Source organism: Bacillus sp. RC252 (genome assembly GCF_044909215.1).
GTDB lineage: Bacteria > Bacillota > Bacilli > Bacillales > Bacillaceae_G > Bacillus_A > Bacillus_A mycoides.
Window position 1 is genome coordinate 67,364 of sequence record NZ_JBIYDV010000002.1, and the last position, 18,803, is coordinate 86,166.

Annotated in this window: 20 protein-coding genes and 1 pseudogene; 7 read left to right on the forward strand and 14 right to left on the reverse strand. The window is 32.4% G+C overall.

Features of this window, described 5'->3' with window-relative positions; genetic code table 11:
* Positions 1-186: 186 nt before the first annotated feature.
* On the reverse strand, positions 187-804 hold the full coding sequence (locus ABH960_RS03340) for a helix-turn-helix domain-containing protein (protein WP_002031957.1): 618 nt from the start codon (positions 802-804) through the stop codon (positions 187-189).
* 114 nt (positions 805-918) lie between these two features.
* On the opposite strand from ABH960_RS03340, the gene ABH960_RS03345 reads away from it, so the two are divergent.
* Entirely contained in the window at positions 919-1,809 is an 891-nt protein-coding gene (locus tag ABH960_RS03345) for a DMT family transporter (RefSeq protein WP_404442757.1), read from the forward strand.
* Positions 1,810-1,906: 97 nt separating this feature from the next.
* On the opposite strand, the pseudogene ABH960_RS03350 reads toward ABH960_RS03345, so the two are convergent.
* The 5 genes and pseudogenes from ABH960_RS03350 to catA all read right to left on the reverse strand — a co-directional run bounded on the left by ABH960_RS03350 (position 1,907) and on the right by catA (position 6,276).
* Positions 1,907-2,811: pseudogene (locus ABH960_RS03350) on the reverse strand (DUF2935 domain-containing protein).
* 389 nt (positions 2,812-3,200) lie between these two features.
* On the reverse strand, positions 3,201-3,713 hold the full coding sequence (locus ABH960_RS03355; protein ID WP_404442760.1) for a GNAT family N-acetyltransferase: 513 nt from the start codon (positions 3,711-3,713) through the stop codon (positions 3,201-3,203).
* 187 nt (positions 3,714-3,900) lie between these two features.
* Entirely contained in the window at positions 3,901-4,845 is a 945-nt protein-coding gene (locus tag ABH960_RS03360; protein WP_193339765.1) for a GNAT family N-acetyltransferase, read from the reverse strand.
* 37 nt (positions 4,846-4,882) lie between these two features.
* Entirely contained in the window at positions 4,883-5,407 is a 525-nt protein-coding gene (locus ABH960_RS03365; protein WP_404442764.1) for a GNAT family N-acetyltransferase, read from the reverse strand.
* A 224-nt stretch (positions 5,408-5,631) separates the two neighbouring features.
* Positions 5,632-6,276, reverse strand: coding sequence for a type A chloramphenicol O-acetyltransferase (gene catA / locus ABH960_RS03370; RefSeq protein WP_012260922.1), 645 nt, complete (start codon positions 6,274-6,276; stop codon positions 5,632-5,634).
* Between the two features lie 303 nt (positions 6,277-6,579).
* Between catA and ABH960_RS03375 the strand changes: the two genes are divergently transcribed.
* Complete coding sequence (locus tag ABH960_RS03375; protein WP_404442767.1) at positions 6,580-6,762, forward strand: DUF4021 domain-containing protein; 183 nt, start codon at positions 6,580-6,582, stop codon at positions 6,760-6,762.
* A 48-nt stretch (positions 6,763-6,810) separates the two neighbouring features.
* Here ABH960_RS03375 and ABH960_RS03380 read toward each other — a convergent pair whose 3' ends face one another.
* A complete protein-coding gene (locus tag ABH960_RS03380; RefSeq protein ID WP_404442770.1) occupies positions 6,811-9,042 on the reverse strand; it encodes an MMPL family transporter in 2,232 nt (743 codons plus the stop codon).
* Between the two features lie 122 nt (positions 9,043-9,164).
* On the opposite strand from ABH960_RS03380, the gene ABH960_RS03385 reads away from it, so the two are divergent.
* Positions 9,165-9,788, forward strand: coding sequence for a TetR/AcrR family transcriptional regulator (locus ABH960_RS03385; RefSeq protein WP_002085667.1), 624 nt, complete (start codon positions 9,165-9,167; stop codon positions 9,786-9,788).
* Between the two features lie 126 nt (positions 9,789-9,914).
* Here ABH960_RS03385 and ABH960_RS03390 read toward each other — a convergent pair whose 3' ends face one another.
* Both ABH960_RS03390 and ABH960_RS03395 read right to left on the reverse strand, forming a co-directional pair.
* Positions 9,915-10,568 (reverse strand): MBL fold metallo-hydrolase, encoded by a 654-nt coding sequence (locus ABH960_RS03390; protein WP_404442774.1) that lies wholly within the window; start codon positions 10,566-10,568, stop codon positions 9,915-9,917.
* 66 nt (positions 10,569-10,634) lie between these two features.
* Positions 10,635-11,042, reverse strand: a complete 408-nt coding sequence (locus ABH960_RS03395; protein WP_199661262.1) for a GNAT family N-acetyltransferase — start codon at positions 11,040-11,042, stop codon at positions 10,635-10,637.
* 532 nt (positions 11,043-11,574) lie between these two features.
* Here ABH960_RS03395 and ABH960_RS03400 point away from each other — a divergent pair.
* A complete protein-coding gene (locus tag ABH960_RS03400) occupies positions 11,575-12,015 on the forward strand; it encodes a MarR family winged helix-turn-helix transcriptional regulator (protein ID WP_404442778.1) in 441 nt (146 codons plus the stop codon).
* A 42-nt stretch (positions 12,016-12,057) separates the two neighbouring features.
* A complete protein-coding gene (locus ABH960_RS03405) occupies positions 12,058-12,879 on the forward strand; it encodes a class I SAM-dependent methyltransferase (RefSeq protein ID WP_404442781.1) in 822 nt (273 codons plus the stop codon).
* A 372-nt stretch (positions 12,880-13,251) separates the two neighbouring features.
* On the opposite strand, the gene ABH960_RS03410 is transcribed toward ABH960_RS03405, so the two are convergent.
* From ABH960_RS03410 to ABH960_RS03425, 4 genes are all read right to left on the reverse strand, one after another.
* Positions 13,252-13,755 carry a GNAT family N-acetyltransferase gene (locus ABH960_RS03410; protein WP_404442784.1) on the reverse strand — a complete coding sequence of 168 codons (504 nt, stop codon included), beginning with the start codon at positions 13,753-13,755 and terminating at the stop codon, positions 13,252-13,254.
* A gap of 304 nt (positions 13,756-14,059) precedes the next feature.
* Complete coding sequence (locus ABH960_RS03415) at positions 14,060-14,593, reverse strand: GNAT family N-acetyltransferase (protein WP_404442787.1); 534 nt, start codon at positions 14,591-14,593, stop codon at positions 14,060-14,062.
* A gap of 84 nt (positions 14,594-14,677) precedes the next feature.
* Complete coding sequence (locus ABH960_RS03420; protein ID WP_002085673.1) at positions 14,678-14,818, reverse strand: hypothetical protein; 141 nt, start codon at positions 14,816-14,818, stop codon at positions 14,678-14,680.
* A 398-nt stretch (positions 14,819-15,216) separates the two neighbouring features.
* Positions 15,217-15,702 carry a DUF2798 domain-containing protein gene (locus ABH960_RS03425; protein ID WP_404442790.1) on the reverse strand — a complete coding sequence of 162 codons (486 nt, stop codon included), beginning with the start codon at positions 15,700-15,702 and terminating at the stop codon, positions 15,217-15,219.
* Positions 15,703-15,928: 226 nt separating this feature from the next.
* Here ABH960_RS03425 and ABH960_RS03430 point away from each other — a divergent pair, with 226 nt between their 5' ends.
* Together ABH960_RS03430 and ABH960_RS03435 are read left to right on the forward strand one after the other, a co-directional pair.
* Entirely contained in the window at positions 15,929-16,531 is a 603-nt protein-coding gene (locus ABH960_RS03430) for a DUF2441 domain-containing protein (RefSeq protein ID WP_340952259.1), read from the forward strand.
* A gap of 33 nt (positions 16,532-16,564) precedes the next feature.
* On the forward strand, positions 16,565-17,506 hold the full coding sequence (locus ABH960_RS03435; RefSeq protein WP_404442793.1) for a nucleoside hydrolase: 942 nt from the start codon (positions 16,565-16,567) through the stop codon (positions 17,504-17,506).
* 188 nt (positions 17,507-17,694) lie between these two features.
* Here ABH960_RS03435 and ABH960_RS03440 read toward each other — a convergent pair whose 3' ends face one another.
* Positions 17,695-18,561 carry an MBL fold metallo-hydrolase gene (locus ABH960_RS03440; RefSeq protein ID WP_404442796.1) on the reverse strand — a complete coding sequence of 289 codons (867 nt, stop codon included), beginning with the start codon at positions 18,559-18,561 and terminating at the stop codon, positions 17,695-17,697.
* Positions 18,562-18,803: the final 242 nt, after the last annotated feature.

An 18,803-nucleotide genomic window follows, 5' to 3' on the forward strand; every position in this document is an offset into this window, starting at 1 on the left:
TTATTTGGTTTGATAGTCATGGAACTATCTTAATTTTTTGTCAAGTCTCTCATCTTCTTAAACATACAAAGTGAAAATCAAATGTGTATGTATTTATAGATAGTTGTTTTATTATACACACGAATCTTTATGTAATTGATACTTTCTATTATGTTACCACTTAGTATGTATCGTTAAGCTACTTCCTTAGCTTAACGAAGGTGTTAATACAAATAAGATGTGATTCATTTCATCACTCTTATTCAAAAATCTATGTTTCACGTTCGGTGGAATACGCACAACATCTCCTTCTTCTAAAAAATATTCATTCCCTTCCAATTCCACATACACTTCCCCTTTCATTACAACTGCAATTTCTTCCTTATCTTCGTGGGAATAGTGACTTTCTGTTGTATTTGCATATCCGTTTAAATCCATCATTAACATTTCAATGCGAGCTTTCATAAAATCTGGTGTTAACACATCATAAACAATATGATCATTATTTTCTCGATATACTTTTTTCCGATCTTTCTTCTTAGAAATAAGTGAGTCTGTATCAATATCATTAATAAAAAGAGTAAACAGCGGTACATTTAATGCTTTCGCTATTAATTCCAATACATTTAAAGAAGGATTGGCATGTCCTCTTTCAATTTGACTAATAAGTGAAGTACTGATTCCTGCATAATCAGCAAATTCACGAATTGTCATATTATTTTTCTTACGATAACTTAAAACAGTTTGACCTAGCCGATAATGAATCATTGTTACAACTTCCTTTCGTCCATCATAATACATCTTTTGTCCCTTTTGTGCTGACATACTAAACAGTGGCAATTAATCCTTCCTTATTTCAGCTTAGGCTTATATACTAACTTTTGTACATTATATTATATACAGTTCATTATAATAAACAACCAATCGGAGGGACAAACTTTGAAATCACCTATTCTTTCATATTTCATCTTATTTTTTGGCGTGTTCGCCTTATCTACTTCAGCTATCTTCGTAAAAATAGCCGATGCCCCTGCAGCAATCACTGCTTTTTATCGATTATTGTTTGCTACGGTAATTCTTTTACCGTTTCTAATATTTAATACAAACAATCGAAGCGAACTTTGCTCATTATCAAAAAAACAATGGGGATTTGGACTCTTATCTGGATTATTTCTAGCAGCTCATTATGTACTATGGTTTGAATCATTACAGTATACTTCTGTAGCAAGTTCTACAGTTATCGTAACGTTGCAACCTTTATTTTCAATGGTCGGTGGTTATTTTTTATTTAAGGAACGGTTTACGAAAGGTGCAATTATAGGCTGCCTTATTGCAATTTCAGGAAGTATCGTGATTGGGTGGCAAGATTTTCAAATTAGTGGTGAGGCTTTATACGGCGATATTTTAGCTTTTATTGCTGCTGGCGTCATAACAGCTTACTTTTTCATTAGTCAACATGTTCGTAAAGACCTATCCCTAATACCGTACTCGGTAATTAGTTATGGCAGTAGTTCACTCTTTCTCGGTATATTTGCTTACACACAGCAGTCATCTTTCTTCAATTACACTGCACAAACATGGTGGTCCTTTATAGGTCTTGCATTCATTGCAACGATTTTAGGACAAACAATTTTTAATTGGTTATTAAAATGGATGAGCGCTACTGTTATCTCGATGAGTATTTTAGGAGAGACAATTGGAACATGTATTTTAGCCTATTTCATTTTAGATGAAACAATTTCTTTACAGCAAGGACTAGGAATTCTACTTATTTTCATTGGATTAGCAATATTTTTATTACAACCGAAACAACCAAATCACAATTTATAAAGTGAAACTTTAATCAGTGGGAGTTTTACTGCCCACAAATAGCGGGATAAACAAGAAAAGCATGACATTAGTTTGCCATGCTTTTCTTGTTTATTTATTATTGCGGAGATTGTTCCACTTGCTTTTGCTTTAGCCTTTGCTCCAATACATGAATCATAAAGAGGAAATGCTCTGCCTCTCTTGTAACATGATCAGCAAGCAATGGATTTATGACATTTCGAATTTGGCATGTTTGAATTAACTCTAATCCTGCTTTTTTGAAATTCCTTAACTCAACAGTAGCATTTTCACTATCTTTATTCATTTTTCCTATAATCGGATATGTCGGTTCTTTTTGATATAACATCGATTCAACATCTCTAGCTTGATTAAGAAGAATTTCAAAATCATCTCCAAATTTCAACGCTGTATGAACAAGATTTCTCTCCGATTGATCCAGTAATGAAGCAATAAAACGTGAGTGTTCCATCATAATTCGTAACCAGAAAACATTCTCGCTAATAATCGCATCTTAAATAGGATCCATCTTGCCTTCATTAAACTTTTGAAGTGTCCGCATAAAATATTCCGCTTCTCGTGCAACATGATCCACTAAAAGTGGAAAATTAAACCCTTTCACTTTACAATTGATGATTAAAATTAGTAAGTTTCTTTTATAATTACGAAAAGCATACACTAACTGAATGCTCTCTTCATTTAATTGCCTTCCGCTTGAACAGTTTGAGGAATAGTAAATGCTTTTTGCAGCTGCCTATCAAACTGATTATAAAACTGTTCTACTTGCTGAATTAAGTTTTTATCGTTACGATTAAACCCCTCACCAAGAAACAAAGCATGCTCTTTCATAATACGTAACCAAAATCTATTTTCAGTTATAGATCGTTCAATAAATAATTGTTCTGTTAATGATTCAGATGGAGCTGCTTTCAATTCCGGTGGCAACAGCATAGCTCGCTGTGGGTCCATAATAAAATGTCCAGGAATAGGTTGGTCTGTCGACATTACAATCACTCTTTGTTCCTTGAATGCTCAATTATACTATGTATGAAAATAAATAAAATTTAAATATACTTATACAATCTTTTTTTCAAGGTTTTTGAAATTTTCACATATGCATTTCCCTATCTCATACTTTTCATTTGTTGCCTGGCGCTGATCAATCTACACCTTTAATACGATGTTTATGTCCATTTTGTTCATTCCCCTGGCACATAGAAATAGATTCTATTAAGTCATATGCTTTCCGGATCAAGATGATTCTTAATGCTCCACCCGTTAAAACATCCTTTAAATAAAAATTGCTCTTTATTTTTAATAAACTAAAAAAAGCATGGCATCCTTTTGCCATACTTTTTTCAAAACAAATCGATATTTCTGTTCAATTTACACCTCTATTTATTATGTACAATCAAACCATTTGGTCTAAAACGACTCATCATGATTTCGTTAACAAATTTCCCATGAGCCTTCAAATTCCCAACCTTTACACCCTCTTCGATAAATCCAAATTTTTCATATAATACTTTGGCTCTAGGATTCGTTTCTAATACACCAAGCTCCACTCTCTCTAACATTAACCAATTATCAGCTAAATCAAGCATTTTTGTAAGAAGTGCTTTGCCAATACCTTTATTATGATATTCACTGTCTACCCCAATAAATAAATCGCCTGAATGAGATCTTCGTCCCGGACTTTGTGTTAAGCCAATAAAACCTACTACTTCCCCGTCATACTCTGCAACAAATTCAAATTGATTTGGTGCTAAGTTTCGAATTCTATTCTCCATTGCATCTACACGCATACTAGGTAGGAAAACCATATATGGTAAAACCTCATCCTGTATACATATACGATGAATTGCTCTAGCATCTTGTGTTTCTACTGCTCTAACGTTAATCTCCATCTTTTTCCCCTCCATTCAAATATTAATATTCTAATATCCCATATTAGATTCCTGCCAACCCTTATTTCTTTGTGTTATTTTTATATAATTATTTCGATATAATATTCACTTTTTGAACATCATCTCTTATATTCCCCTCTCGTTCAAAATGAAAAAATCACTTAGAATATGCTAAGTGATTTTTTATTTAATTTTTCACCCGATTATACAACTTAAGCAGTTCTTCTACTGAAATACCATTTATTTTCATACCAGTAATATCACAATTTTCTATTTCAATATTTTTCAGATTACTACTACGTATTGTAGTACTTTCCAAATCACATCTATCAAATGAAATAGGGTCTTTATCCTCTCCAAGGCTTGTATGTCTAAATTGAACTCCACCTAAAGTCACAAAATTAAATTTACTGCCAGAAATATTTAAATCTGCATATGAGGACCTTCTAAAATTTATATTTCTAAACTTTGATTGACTTACATTACAATTACTCATATTCATATGCATTATATTACTACCAACAAATGCACTATTTTTTAAATTTACTTGATAATATTCTGTATTAACCAAATTACAGTTTTCGTATTGACCATTTTTCATATCTTTATTTTTAATTAGGTTCTCTCCAACTGCATCTACATTTTTTCTTTTTACATAGCAATACTCATCTTCCGATTTAAAAATTATTTCATAGCCCATTTTTTTATAAAAATGATGATTATTAATTTGTCTACTAGATGTTTCAAGATCCCAAATCCTTATGTTCGGAAATTTTTCTTCTATTAACTTAATAACCCGCGATCCAATTCCTTTTCCTTGAAGAAAAGGCTCTACAAAAATACGATCGATTCTTCCGTACGATTTACCAGAGATCGTAACTATAATTCCCCCGATTACTTTTTCATCCATTATCACTTTGTAAGTATCCAATTCTTCAATTAAATATTTCATCATTTCAACTGAAGAATATCCTGGCGGTTGTATGTTATAATCAATTACATCACCTTGGCCGTATAACCATCGCTTTGCTTCTTCATCAAATGTTCTTTTCATTATTTCTGTTAACTTTTCAGCATCTAAAATTGTAGCTTTTTCTATAGATATTATTGTCATTTTTGTTTTCCCCTTCATTGTTATAAACCGATAACTTTTGTGAACGATATAGTTATTAATTTACTTTTGTCTTTAATATTTTTCCCATTATTACATATGGGGCATCACTTTTACTTGGGTGAAATGGCTCTAATACATCCACCCAATCCAATCTTTTATATAAAGAACGCGCTTTTTCATTGTTTATTTGTGTTGTTAAAATACTCGTTCTATTTGAAATCCCTTCTAATAATTCATTATGTAATTTCATTCCAAGGCCTTCATTTCGATATTGTGGGTGAACTGCTAACTCTACAAATTCAAAACAATCTTGTAACCATTCGTCTGCTTGTTCTAGATTTAACGCTTCTCTCATTAATTGATTATAGTACTGCCCTTCTAATGAGCGATAACCATAAGTAAAACCAACTACCTCATCTTCATCATTTATTGCTACTATATCTTTAAAATCTGCATATTCTATATGTCTTTTCATTCTCTCAATCATTTCAGTAAAATTTGTTTTCTCAAATGCTTTACAATACAATTTTGCCATATTATTAATTAGGATTTCATCTTTTTCAATACGTATGAATTTCACTTTACCTTCCCCCTATTAAAACATTTGAACCCTTAAATAATTATAAAATAAAGAAATTTAAAACTAATCACTCTCTTTACTATTAAACTACAAATCAACCCATATTTTCCACTGTTACTTAGTATGAATGAATAAAAAGAAGAGAACATGTAATATACATATGTTCTCTTCTTTTTATTTTAACGCTTATTCATTTTCAATTTTATATAATTAATACTTAGATATTACTTAAGGTTACAAGTATTAGCTAGCTCCTGTAAATCTTCTATAAATCGACTCGCATGATATCCATCACAAACCGCATGATGTACTTGCAATGAAACAGGTAGCATAACCCTGCTTCCATCATTGAAATATTTCCCACAAGTAATAATTGGTAATAAAGAATCACCATCATTATTAATATTTAAATTAAATCCTGTAAAACTAGTCCAAGGTATACCAGAAATCGGAAAAATATTTGGCGGAATATTTTCTTTCGTGAAGAAACCATGAACATTAGCATAACATCTCATATCCTCTTCATAGTTTTTATAGAAAATGTGGAAATCGCTAGAATAATCCGTCCATATACTTGAAAAAGATTTATTATCTTTATGAAAGATTGTATAACTAGGTATCATTTCCTCCCAATACCCTAAAACTCCTTCATCATTAAAACATGTTCGAAATTCTGTATGTTTATTTATCACTCTAGAAATTACATAAATAAAAGTCGGATAAAATTTAATTTCCTTTTGATGTATTTCCTCTAGCATCATCGTAATATCAACATTCGCTGTCATACTAAACGAACACTTTAATTTTAAATAATGTTCAAAATACTGCTCTCTATTCCAATTTTCTCTGTCAATTACATGAAACTTCATTTTAATAGCCTCCTAAAATTTTATTTTTATTTTAGAAGGCTAACTTTCTTGTTTTCACCACACTTGTTCACTCCTTACAGTTTAAATTTAATACTAAGCTTTTTATTTAACTATATAACATCTGCAGAAATTTGTTCACATATTTCTGGAAATCCATCCACATACTATTAATAAAGTGAAACTTTAATCAGTGGGGGGCAGTTGGTCCCCCACCTAACTTCTTTGTTTTCGCCGAATTTTGAGGTGGAGGTCTTACTGCCCGTTAATGCGGGATAAATCAAATGACGTTTGGAGGATTCAAACATGAATGACAAAAATATAAATAAAAAAGAAAATGTTATCGAAAACACTACATCTATTCAAAATAATAATACTGCAAATCTTAATATCGAAGAACAAGCAATGAACGGCTTATATGGAATGCCCGAAACAACCATTGAAGATGCTGATCACGTTGTAACTGATGATTTGACTTCAAAAAATTAATGAACTACATAGAAAAGAGCCAAGGAAAATATCCTTGGCTCTTCTCTATTATATATCCAATTTTTTTACTTCCTCTCTCTTTTTAGAAAGTTTCCCTGGCCAAAAAGCAAAGCGTCCTAAAACGACTGTAATCGCAGGTACAAGCAGTGGTCTTACAATAAATGTATCTAGCAATACACCGATTGCTGTCACAATACCGAATTGAACTAAAACTTGAATTGGCAATGTACCTAACACTGCAAAAGTTCCTGCTAAAATTAAACCAGCTGATGTAATTACACTTCCTGTTTGTATAACACCATTTTTTACTGCATCTACATGATTTTGTTTCTTTCTATTTTTCCATATTTCTGAAACCATGAAGATATTATAATCTTCCCCTAAGGCAACTAAAAATACGAATGCATATAACGGTATCGCACCTTGTATCGCGGGAGCTCCCATACCGAAATGCAGTAAAATCCAGCCTGCTCCTAATGCAGAGAAGAAAGATAAAACGACAGTTACAATTAAGTAAATCATCGCAACGATTGAACGTAAATACACGAGTAAAAGTAAAGCGATGATACTAATCATAACCGGAATAATAACCGCTTCATCCCGTTCAGTAATTTGCTTTGTATCATATAAGGAAGTTGTTTCTCCGCCAATCCATAAATGATTCTCAGCTTTACTAATTCCTTCAGCTTTTAATACCTTTTCTACACTATTTTTCAATTTAGGGATTTGATCTAACGCTTCAATTGAGTAAGGATTTTCTGCTAAAGAAACTTCATACATTTGCAATTGATTATTTTCTTTTCCCTTCATTGGCTCTTTCACTTTATTAACAAAAGATAATTTCTCTATTTCTTGTTTAATAGGTAAATCTTTTCCCTTTGAATCAACTACAATCTTTACTGGTGCTAATTCTCCTGCTGAAAAATGATCCGTAATTAATGTAAATCCTTCGCGTGATGGCATATCTTTCGGGAATGATTCTAATAAGTCGTACGTGTATTGAATACGCGGTACAAATGAAGCCAAGCCTCCTAATAAAAATACGGTTAGCATAATAATTGTCCACGGTTTACGTACAACAATATCCCCAAGTTTTTTACTAAAGAACCCTTTAGTATTTTTTACTTTTACTACTTTCTTTTTCTTTCTTGCAAACTCTTCATTCATTTCAGCTGTTCTCGGTATGAACGGGAAAAATGCAACTCTACCGAAAATTAATAATAATGCTGGAAGAATCGTTAAAGCAGCGATTCCCATAATGAAAACAGCCATACTAAATGGAACTGCGAATCGATGAAATGCTCCATAATGAGCAAGTAATAACGTTCCTAACCCTAGTACTACAGTAAGTGCACTCATTATAATTGCTCCACCTGATGCTTTTATCGCAAGTTGCAATGCTTTATACTTACTTTCTTCTTCTAGCAAGTACTCTTTATATCTTGAAATAAGAAATAAACAATAGTCCGTTCCTGCTCCAAACAGTAAGACAGTCATAATCGAGATAGCCTGTGCATCTACTTTAATCCATCCATTGTCTGCTAAAAAGCCCAGTGTCGGACTGATAATTCCGTATGCAAAACCAACAACGAGTAAAGGTAAAATTGCTAAAATTGGTGAACGGTACAGTAAAATTAATAAAACCAATACTAGTAGTACAGTAGCAACTAATAATTTCACATCAGCTTGACTAAATAAACTTACCGCATCCGTTTGAATACCTACAGGTCCAGATAATCGAACATGTAAACCAGAGTCGGTAATTTTTTGTTTGAACGGATCTTCATCCACTTTACTATTCACTATTTTTCGTAACTCTTCTAAATTACCTTTTAATATATCCGTTCCAGCAGATTTATTAAAAAATATTGGTGTGACAAATGATGTACCATCTTTTGATGCACTTTTTGATAATACTTGCTCTGGAATTGTATCAAATGGTGGTAACAATGATTGTTCTTTTAAAGGGTCCGTTTTTAACTCTTTATAAACGTCCTGTATTAATTTGTAGTCTTTTGACTCTAATCCACCATCCCGATGCCATACAACTAACAACGGGTTTCCTGCATTATTAGGAAATTCTTTTTTCATAAGTGCTTCAGCTTGCTGTGACATAGCTGCTTCAGGTAAATTTTTCGGATTCGGTTCTTTCGTACTGTTTACTTGTGGTAACGTAAATGAAAGTACTAATGTAATAAGAATCCATACCGATAAAGTTATCCATTGCGTATTCTTCCCTGCTACAAGCCCCCCTAACATATGTAACGGGTGCTTTTTCATAAAACCCCACCTTCCTTTTTTCCTCCAATATTAATTATATATACTGGTCGGTTAATTAATCAAGAATGATTAATTAATTATGTTATAATTATCTCAATAATAAATGTCAGGAGCGAATGTATTTGGATCAAAAACAACGTCCTCTTGGAAGGCCTCGTCAAAATAAAAATACAAAATCTACAAAAGAAATCATTTTAGAAGTTGCAACTAGGTTATTTCTCACTCAAAATTATCAAGTTGTTTCAATGGATGAGGTCGCGAAAGAATGTGGAGTTACAAAAGCAACTGTCTACTATTACTATTCAACAAAAGCTGATCTATTTACCGCTACTATGATTCAAATGATGGTACGAATAAGAGAAAATATGGATCAAATACTCTCTACGAATAAAACCTTGGAAGAAAGATTATTGAACTTTGCTACAGTATACTTACACGCAACGATGGATATTGATATGAATAATTTTATGAAAGATGCAAAACTTTCTTTATCTGAAGAGCAATTAAAGGAATTAAAAAATGCCGAGGATAACATGTATGAAGTGTTGGAAAAAGCGCTAGATAACGCAATTCTCCTTGGAGAAATTCCTAAAGGAAATCCTAAATTTGCTGCCCATGCTTTCGTCGCTTTATTATCAATCGGGAATTTTAAAGATGAGAATCACAACCCTACTCTTGCAAATATAGATGAATTAGCAAAAGAAATCGTTTCGTTTTATTGGAATGGATTAAGTCATCAAAATTAAATTGATTATATTTAATAAAGAGCACATTTGAAATTCCTTCAAACATGCTCTTTATTAATTTAAGGGTTTTATTTATATACTAGCAATTAAATTATACTTTAGCACCGATTAACAAAAAATTCTTATCTATAGCTCTTGAATTTGTGCATTTATATTCCCCTTACTTAATCCACCATGGTAACAAACTACATAATCAATTTCTAGATTTAAATACTTCTTCAAAGAATTTTGCGCTTCTTTTATATCCAAAGTAGTTGGGGCATGAATTCCCCCTAAAATTCCGTTTACGCTATACATTGAATCCCCAGCGATAAGAGTTTTACTTTGTCTCAAATATAAACTAATATGACCAGGAGTGTGCCCTGGGGTATGAATAATAAGAATACCACCGCAATATGGAAGTTCTTGGCCGTCAACCAAAGTATCATCCACTTTTCCTTTTGGTGGATTCTCTACATTTCCATCTTTCAATAAAGGTAAATCCCCTTCAATATATGGCTTATCTAGCTCGTGAGCATAGACTTTTATATTACTTCCACAGTTTTGTAATAGTTCAGGAAGACTACCTATATGATCTATATCTTGATGCGTCAAAATCACGGCTTTTAGTTTATCAAACGATACTCCAACCTTACCCATTTCTACTCGTATATCTTCAATTTTTCCAGGAAATCCAGTATCTATTAAAACTGCCATTTCATCATCCCATAAAAGAATTGGGTGAATAATATACTCTTGAAATTCAAGATGTAACATCTCTACCCCTTTAGCAATCTTCATAACTTTATGCTCCTTTATGATAAAGTTTGAACATATGTACAAGTACACCGAAAATATAAAGCCACGCTATCTTATAATATGTTTTTTCATCCCAATTGAGAATGCCTCAAACCCAATAGATTCATAGTAAGATTGCAAATTTTCTACACACATAAGTTGTGGAATAACCTTATTGTGTTCACAATGCTGTATTAATCGTTTCACTATTTCTTTCCCAATGCCACTAGACTGATACTTTGGCAATACACCTACTCCACAAATAATGCCTGTTATTACTCCATCTGATATAACACGCCCCATCCCTACTAACTTCTTATCATCAAAAACATAAATTACATGCCAACTTTGTTTACACATTTGTTCCAATTCATTAACCGTTAATTTAAGAGAATTCCATCCTAAAGATTCATATAAGGCTAATAATCCATTGAAATCCGTTGGATGTTCAATTGTGTAATTTATACTATTATTCATGTGAATACTCCTTACTCTCTCGTTTGTTTGTATTTCATAAAATTACCGTTAATATGAAATTAACTTAAACAAACTTCAATAAGAAAAATATAATTCCTTCTCAACATAAAATAAAAAGAAGTTAACCTCACCTAAGTTAACTTCTTTTATATAAATCTATCATTATATTATCAACCAAAAATCATACAGCTACAGACGATAAGAACAAACAAAACTAATAAACTATTTGAGAAATAACCCATAGAATACTACCCCTTTATTTAATTATGTTAAAGATTTTACCATAAAATTATTTATAGCATAATAACTGAAAAAGACATTACATGCATTAGTTATATGTATTTAGTAATATTTTATTTTCTATCATATTCTCCTACCCCAAAAACACCTCTTATACTCTTCTACTTCTGTTTGTATAGTTCCAAAAATAATAACATAGTAAATATTTGTTTACTATAATCAATTAAACGATTTGATTAATCATTAAAATAGTAATAAAATAATTACTAAATACATAAAGGAAGCGAAAACAATGCCCCAAAACGAATTATTAAACGAATACATGAATTTATTATTAAATATGTCAGGTACTTTTAAATTATTATCAGAGAAATCCACTGAATTTACACATTTAGAGCAACACATAGTTGAGTATATTGCCCAGCAAAAAGTCGCTGTAAATTTAAAAATGATTGCTAGTTATTTAAACATACCTAAACAACAATTAAGTGTAACCGTTCGTAATTTAGAGCAAAACGGATACATTGTAAAAAAACAAGATACAGTAGATAAACGAGCTGTTTTAATTTCCTTAACAGATAAAGCTGAAAAAGTACATTATGAAAGATGGAAACAAATTTATAATAATTTCACTAGTAATATTGAAAAACTCAGTGAAGAAGATCAACGTGATTTAACTTACGGACTGTATAAAACAAATAAAATGCTATCAAAAATGCTAAATAACGACTAATCATATATATAATATTTTTTATTATTAAACGGGGGACGTTTCATGGTTAAAGAAATAGATTTACAATCAGTTCAAGGTACTATGCTTATTCCACTATGGGGACGAGCATATGGTAGTGAGAAAAACAAGGATATTTTAGATGATACGGAAGCTATTCGGATTATTAAAGAATGCGACTTTGATTTCTCTAAAATAGCAGATACATTTGGCGAATACGGATGTATCACTTACATTACCCGTGCACGAAAAATTGATGATACTATAAAACAATTTATTACAAAGAATCCGAATGCTACTATAGTAAATATCGGTTCTGGTCTAGACACTACTTTTTCAAGAGTTGATAACGGTACAATACAGTGGTATAACCTTGATTTGCCTGATGCAATCGCTTTCCGCAAAACATTAATTGAAGATACACCACGAAATATAAGCATTGCCAAATCATTCTTTGACACTTCTTGGTTCAACGATATAAACTATGATCCGACGGACGGGATTCTTTTTATATCAGCAGGTGTGTTTTATTACTTTAAAGAAGAGGAACTGAAGGAGATAATTGTCGCTATGGCAAAACGTTTTCCTGGAGGAGAGTTATATTTTGATGCTGAATCAAAGTTCGCACTGACGCTTTCGAATACTACTGTAAAAAAATCTGGTAATAACGGTGCTATGATGTATTTTTATGTAAACAATCCAAAATCAATAGAAAGATGGTCTTCTAACATAAAAATATTAAGCTGTTCCCCTTTCTTTAAACATATACCTACAAATAAAGATTGGGATGGAAGTACACGAATCATGATGCGGATTGTAAATTTAATAAAGATGTTGAAGTTCGTTCATATACGGTTTAAAAAATGATTAATCTATAGCTTATATATTATATCGTATACAAAAAAGACCTCGATTTTATTAAATTCATATAATAATAGGATAGTTAGTCCATTATGAGGGCTAATTATCCTTTTTTATTTACATAATGAATGAAATAAGTAAACAATAAATATTTAGTTTAATCAGTATAATAAAGATATATAACTTGAAACGTTCGATTGTTTTTGGGAGGAGGACAAAGCCTCGGTGCGAAGGCAGCACTCCGCTTTCGAGGACATGCTTCAGTTATAGTTTGTCACTATTTGGATTATAAATCAGTTCTTTTATCTTTATCTGGATTCTCGCCCAAACTAATGACCTCTTCTCCTTTTCAATAGTTTCGAGTTAGGTCCGGGATTTCTAAAGGTCGCGTACGTTCCAAACAATCTCACCGCGCTCGTCCCACGTACTGTGATGCCTCTCAAATCCTATCTTTTCTAACACCCGGAAGGACGCAACATTCCAAGCGCCTACAGTCGACCAAAGTCTGTGGCGCCCGGTAGCAATCGCAGCGTCCAGCACAACAGATGCTGCCTCAGTCGCATAGCCTTTGCCATGAGCACTGCGGAACAACTCGTATGCGATCTCCGGCTCTTCCAGTGTGGAACGACCGATAATCAAGCCACAGTATCCGATGAAATCACCTTCGTCTCGTCGGCGGATAGTGAGAAGGGAAATACCATTTTCGACTGCCCTCTTACGCATCTCGATAAGCTTGCTACGAACGGCGTCAAGGGGTGGCATATCCACACCACGTTCGCCAATTAATTTTCTCATCCAGACTGAATCGGATTCCTCCCACATACTCAGATCAAGTCGTTCAGTTTTCAGCTGGAACTCCATAGCTTTAAATAAAGCTGTCATAGTGGAAACCTCCTAGTTATATCACTGCACTCATAATAGCTTCGCACCTCATCACCACATCAGGTTGGAAACCCGGCTATTTTCCAACTCTCACGAGAATTTATAGCAACAGTGTACAAAAAATTATTGTTATTTTATGCATAAGTACTTACCCTACCAAATAGACCTTTTGTCAAACTTTTTTCAAAACTAACTATAATATAAAGGCAAAAACATATTGTACATATCAAATAGGTCCTTGCCTTTACTTTTATTGACTTCAACAACTATAACCTAAATATAATTCGGACGAGGTCTTTTTTACTTATCTTTCAACTAAGCTAATTGCTAACTCACGTTTGTATCGAATAGAGGTGAAACCTTCGCTTACAGGTAGCCCATAAGCTGGTCTTTCATCTTGGTATTTAAATCCAACTGCTTCATAAAATGGAATTCCCATAGCATTATCTTTTGCAACTGAAACCCATTGTTCTTTTGCACCACGTTCAATTTGATCATTTGTAATTATAGAAAGTAATTCTGTACCGATTCCTTCTCTTTTTCTATTTGGATTTAAATATATTACAAATAACTCTGCTGTCTCTTTGCCAGTGAAACCACCTCCACCTCCACCAGCACCGAGTATTTCTCCATTATCACTTGCAACAAACCAACCATTCCACTCTTGGCTAATATTTAATATTTCACTTCTCACTCTTTCTTCATTGTAAAACTCCTCGATCGTACTTTCTATGTATTGCTGGGGCAACAAACCTGGATATGTATTTCTATAACCATCTGAACACACTTTAATAATCCCTTGTATATCTTCTACTCTTGCTTTTCTGTATTCAATCATATTGCTTCCTCCCGTTCTTAAATAAACAATTCACACCTTATATAATTCAATATTCAAACAATTAATCCTATCCGTGTTTTTATACTATATTTCTAAAAAACCTATAATCGTTTCACATACATTATCTGTTTCTTCGATATCTGGAAAATGTGCACTATTTTCAAATATAACAAGATCAGATATATCTAAATATCGTTCACCATCTTTTAACATATAATTAATCACTTTGCGTCTCTCCCTTATGTATAATGCCCTTACTATTAGACTTTCATTTTTAACTAACTACTAAATGTATTTTATCCCACCACAAATCGAGATCACATTCACTTATATTTTTTCTTTACATACTTAACTCTCTCCTTTAAATTGATATTAATTTTTTTACAGGTGAATAATCGCTACATTTCCCCATATAAATTCCAAACAAATATTACAACAAAAGCTGTACCCTTATACAAAAAAGGTACAGCCTTTTAACAACATACACTAAGAGGTTTATTATCCTAACTAAATCACTTTCACATGATTTCAATAATACATTTGTTAACATGCATTTCAAATTCTTTCGATACATTGAATTCATATTATTGTTTAATTTTTATAATCAAATAAAACATTTTTAACTACGCTACATTAACAGCTTTATTCTTCAAAACAAACTTTCCAAATAAGAAACGTACAAGAGGTCCCATTATTATTAATTGAAGTGGGTACGCCATAATAAAATTTTTAATAAAGACCGAGAAATAAATTGAAATGAATGAGTCACCATGTAACCCATTATGTAAATACATCATAGCCATTCCGTAAAATGACATAAAGAATACCATTCCGATTACCATTGTTGTTGCCATCGCAATAATCATGTTTACTTTTTTTGATTTATCAAATGGTAATGCAAATACAATCTTTTTCGCACACGGTCCAACGATACATATTTCAATTAATAGCGCAATAATAAATCCAATTATTAGTTCTAATGCGATCTCCTTAATATGAATTGGCCCTCCTGTTCCATTCATTAGTAAATTGTAAAACGTCATAACTATAACCATCCCGAGGCACATCATCATACCAAATTGGAGGTTTTCCTTTCTTGTTGTTGGCAATTTCTATCATCCTTTCTGTTTAAGTCTTTGTCATTATATCGATATTGGAAACCCCTTCGTAAGTGAACATTTTGTGAACTTTTTTTAACGTTTTCATATACCTATGCTACTTTTCACTCACCCCCTTGCTTTATAACTTTCTATTTGTAGAGGTTTTATATATTTAAATGTTGAATTACTAAATTTAACATTTAAATACTTGATAATTACTACTAGGAGGATAACCATGAATAAAGCGGAACTTTACGCATACCACATCGTTACAAGGAAAAAAATGAATATTGGACAAATCATTCATTTCGATAAAAATCAAACTAATACCCTCTATCACTTCTTTTTTGAAAGAGAACAATTAAATTCTAACGGTGAAGATGGCATAAAAATTTTAAACAATCATTATAAAAGTGACGGATTACATATAAATAATGAAAGTGCGAAAGTAGTTATAAATTATATAGATCAAACAATTAGAGCGGTTAGAGAAACGATTGTAGAAATGGTTAGACTGCAAGAATTTCCTGAATATCCCTCAAGGTTGTCTTGCTTATATGCTTCCAAAAGCTATGAGGATGCTTTGAAATGGAAAGCGCTATTTGATTCTTATAATCGAGAAGTTTTGCAGATTGTTAAACTACGAGTAATCGGAAGTTCTTTTGAAGCTGATGGAAACCTTTTGCCGAAAGAAGATGGTATTCCTTTCTCTCAAAAAATTGAACAGGCTAGAGAGTATTGGAAAGGAAATGTTAGAAATGAACTTCCTGAGTTACTGATTAATGGGAGAATTGAAGTGGTAGAAATTATTGATGATTTTTCATCAATTAAAATTTAATTCCTGGTTAAATATTAAAGAATGGAGATTAAAATGATGAAAAAAGTGTACTTCAATCATGATGGTGGTGTAGATGATTTAATATCACTATTTTTACTACTCCAGATGGAAAATGTAGAACTTACAGGTGTTTCAGTTATCCCTGCAGATTGTTATTTAGAACCAGCAATGTCTGCCAGTCGTAAAATTATAGATCGCTTCGGCAAAAATAATATTGAGGTAGCAGCGTCCAACTCTCGTGGAAAAAATCCATTTCCAAAAGATTGGCGGATGCATGCATTTTATGTAGATGCTTTACCCATTTTAAATGAGTCTGGGAAAGTTGTTACACCTGCATCAAAAAAACCTGCACACCATCATATAATAGAGACTCTTCTACAAACTGATGGAAAAACAACTTTATTATTTATAGGGCCCCTAACTGACCTTGCTCGTGCACTATATGAATCTCCAATAATCGAAGATAAAATTGAACGTCTCGTTTGGATGGGCGGTACATTTCGTACTGCAGGCAATGTACATGAGCCAGAACATGACGGAACAGCCGAGTGGAATTCATTTTGGGATCCCGAAGCAGTAGCTCGTGTTTGGAATGCTAATATAATCATTGATTTAGTAACTCTAGAAAGTACAAACCAGGTTCCGCTAACTATAGACATACGTGAACAGTGGGCAAAAGAGCGTAAGTATATTGGTGTTGATTTCCTTGGTCAATGTTATGCGATGGTCCCCCCTCTCGTTCACTTTTCAACTAACTCTACCTACTATTTGTGGGATGTATTAACTGCTGCGTTTGTTGGGAAAGCTGATCTTGCAAAAACAAAAACGATTACTAATATCGTTCATACATACGGACCCAGCCAAGGGCGTACAGTGGAAACTGATGATGGGCGACCTGTAAATGTCGTTTATGATGTAAAACGTGATGTATTTTTCAACTATATAACTGAATTAGCAAAGAAAGCTTCTACTTGAAATTCTATCTATACGAAAAATAAATAAAGTCGTATAACTTCAGATGATGAGCCTGCAAAAAAAATTCAAATTGGTTGCGACTTAATATTTACTTATTAAAAAGAGTATTGAATTAACTTTCAATACTCTTTTTGTGCAATTATATTATATTTGATCAAAATAAGCGTTAATTTGATTAGAGTTGTATTTTACAGATTATTCATTTCATAACCATTTACAAAAAACGTTATTGTTTCTAATTCATCTTCATTTAATTCTCTATCTATGTCTCGTTTATACGATGCCTTTATATTCGCTTCATCGCCTTTATGAGTTTCCGTATAAGTTCCTACTGTTTTTAGCAAATGAATTTCTTGTAAAAACTCATCCCGATTTATAGCTGTCCCATGGGAAAAAATATATGTCTCAGCATCAAATGCCTCTAACTCTTCTACTAATTTAAACGTTCGTTTCGTCGTATAGTTCCACTTAGAAGAAAAAATATTTGCATAAATACAATCTCCTAAAAACAATATCTTTTCTTCTTTAATATAAATGACAACAGAGTCATGTGAATGGTCTCCGCCCACATGCTTTAACACACATGTCACATCACCAAGGTCTAATTCAAGTTGCTTCTGAAAGGTTAAGGTCGGCGGAATAATTTGAATATTTCTTGGTTGTTCACTGAACTCTTCTTTTATACAGTCCGCACAAAATTCAATTTCTGTGCCTTCTTTTACTCGTGTGTCCAACGCGTCATCTGTCCATTTATAAGAAACTAGTTTCTGCATCTCTCTTTTCGTTTCAGAATGCGCAATAGATAATGCACCTTGTAGTACAGGTAATCCAAAAATATGATCCCAGTGCCAATGCGTTAATGCTACAAAATCAGGATTTGAGATATTTTGCTCTTTTAGCATTTCTAAAAACAATTGTGCATGTGCTTCTGAATTACCTGCATCTATCATCAAAGTCTTTTCTTTTCCAACTACCATTCCTAAGATAGGTCTATCGGTCTCGGAAACAGGTGTCATATACCAAAATGAGTTTCCTATTTTTTTAATTTGCTGCATAACTATTGCCTCCATTTTATGAATGTGTAACAATTTCCAGCCGAGAAAATTCTTTATTTTGTATTTTGATTACTAATAAATAACAATGTCAGAAATAAAATCCTTCTACATTTTTTATTATCTAGTGAAATACAAATACTAATGTTGACAAAGGAATCCTTTCTCAACATTTGTTATTTTTAATCTATTTTACGCTACGAATTTACATTTAAATTATATTACAATTTGTATAAATGAGATAC

Coding starts and splice junctions, on each gene's coding strand:
- ABH960_RS03340 (WP_002031957.1), bottom strand. CDS start 804: ATGTCAGCACAAAAGGGACAAAAGATGTATTATGATGGACGAAAGGAA.
- ABH960_RS03355 (WP_404442760.1), bottom strand. CDS start 3,713: ATGGAGATTAACGTTAGAGCAGTAGAAACACAAGATGCTAGAGCAATT.
- ABH960_RS03360 (WP_193339765.1), bottom strand. CDS start 4,845: ATGAAGGGGAAAACAAAAATGACAATAATATCTATAGAAAAAGCTACA.
- catA (WP_012260922.1), bottom strand. CDS start 6,276: ATGAAGTTTCATGTAATTGACAGAGAAAATTGGAATAGAGAGCAGTAT.
- ABH960_RS03375 (WP_404442767.1), top strand. CDS start 6,580: ATGAATGACAAAAATATAAATAAAAAAGAAAATGTTATCGAAAACACT.
- ABH960_RS03380 (WP_404442770.1), bottom strand. CDS start 9,042: ATGAAAAAGCACCCGTTACATATGTTAGGGGGGCTTGTAGCAGGGAAG.
- ABH960_RS03390 (WP_404442774.1), bottom strand. CDS start 10,568: ATGAAGATTGCTAAAGGGGTAGAGATGTTACATCTTGAATTTCAAGAG.
- ABH960_RS03395 (WP_199661262.1), bottom strand. CDS start 11,042: ATGAATAATAGTATAAATTACACAATTGAACATCCAACGGATTTCAAT.
- ABH960_RS03400 (WP_404442778.1), top strand. CDS start 11,575: ATGCCCCAAAACGAATTATTAAACGAATACATGAATTTATTATTAAAT.
- ABH960_RS03405 (WP_404442781.1), top strand. CDS start 12,058: ATGGTTAAAGAAATAGATTTACAATCAGTTCAAGGTACTATGCTTATT.
- ABH960_RS03410 (WP_404442784.1), bottom strand. CDS start 13,755: ATGACAGCTTTATTTAAAGCTATGGAGTTCCAGCTGAAAACTGAACGA.
- ABH960_RS03415 (WP_404442787.1), bottom strand. CDS start 14,593: ATGATTGAATACAGAAAAGCAAGAGTAGAAGATATACAAGGGATTATT.
- ABH960_RS03430 (WP_340952259.1), top strand. CDS start 15,929: ATGAATAAAGCGGAACTTTACGCATACCACATCGTTACAAGGAAAAAA.
- ABH960_RS03435 (WP_404442793.1), top strand. CDS start 16,565: ATGATGAAAAAAGTGTACTTCAATCATGATGGTGGTGTAGATGATTTA.
- ABH960_RS03440 (WP_404442796.1), bottom strand. CDS start 18,561: ATGCAGCAAATTAAAAAAATAGGAAACTCATTTTGGTATATGACACCT.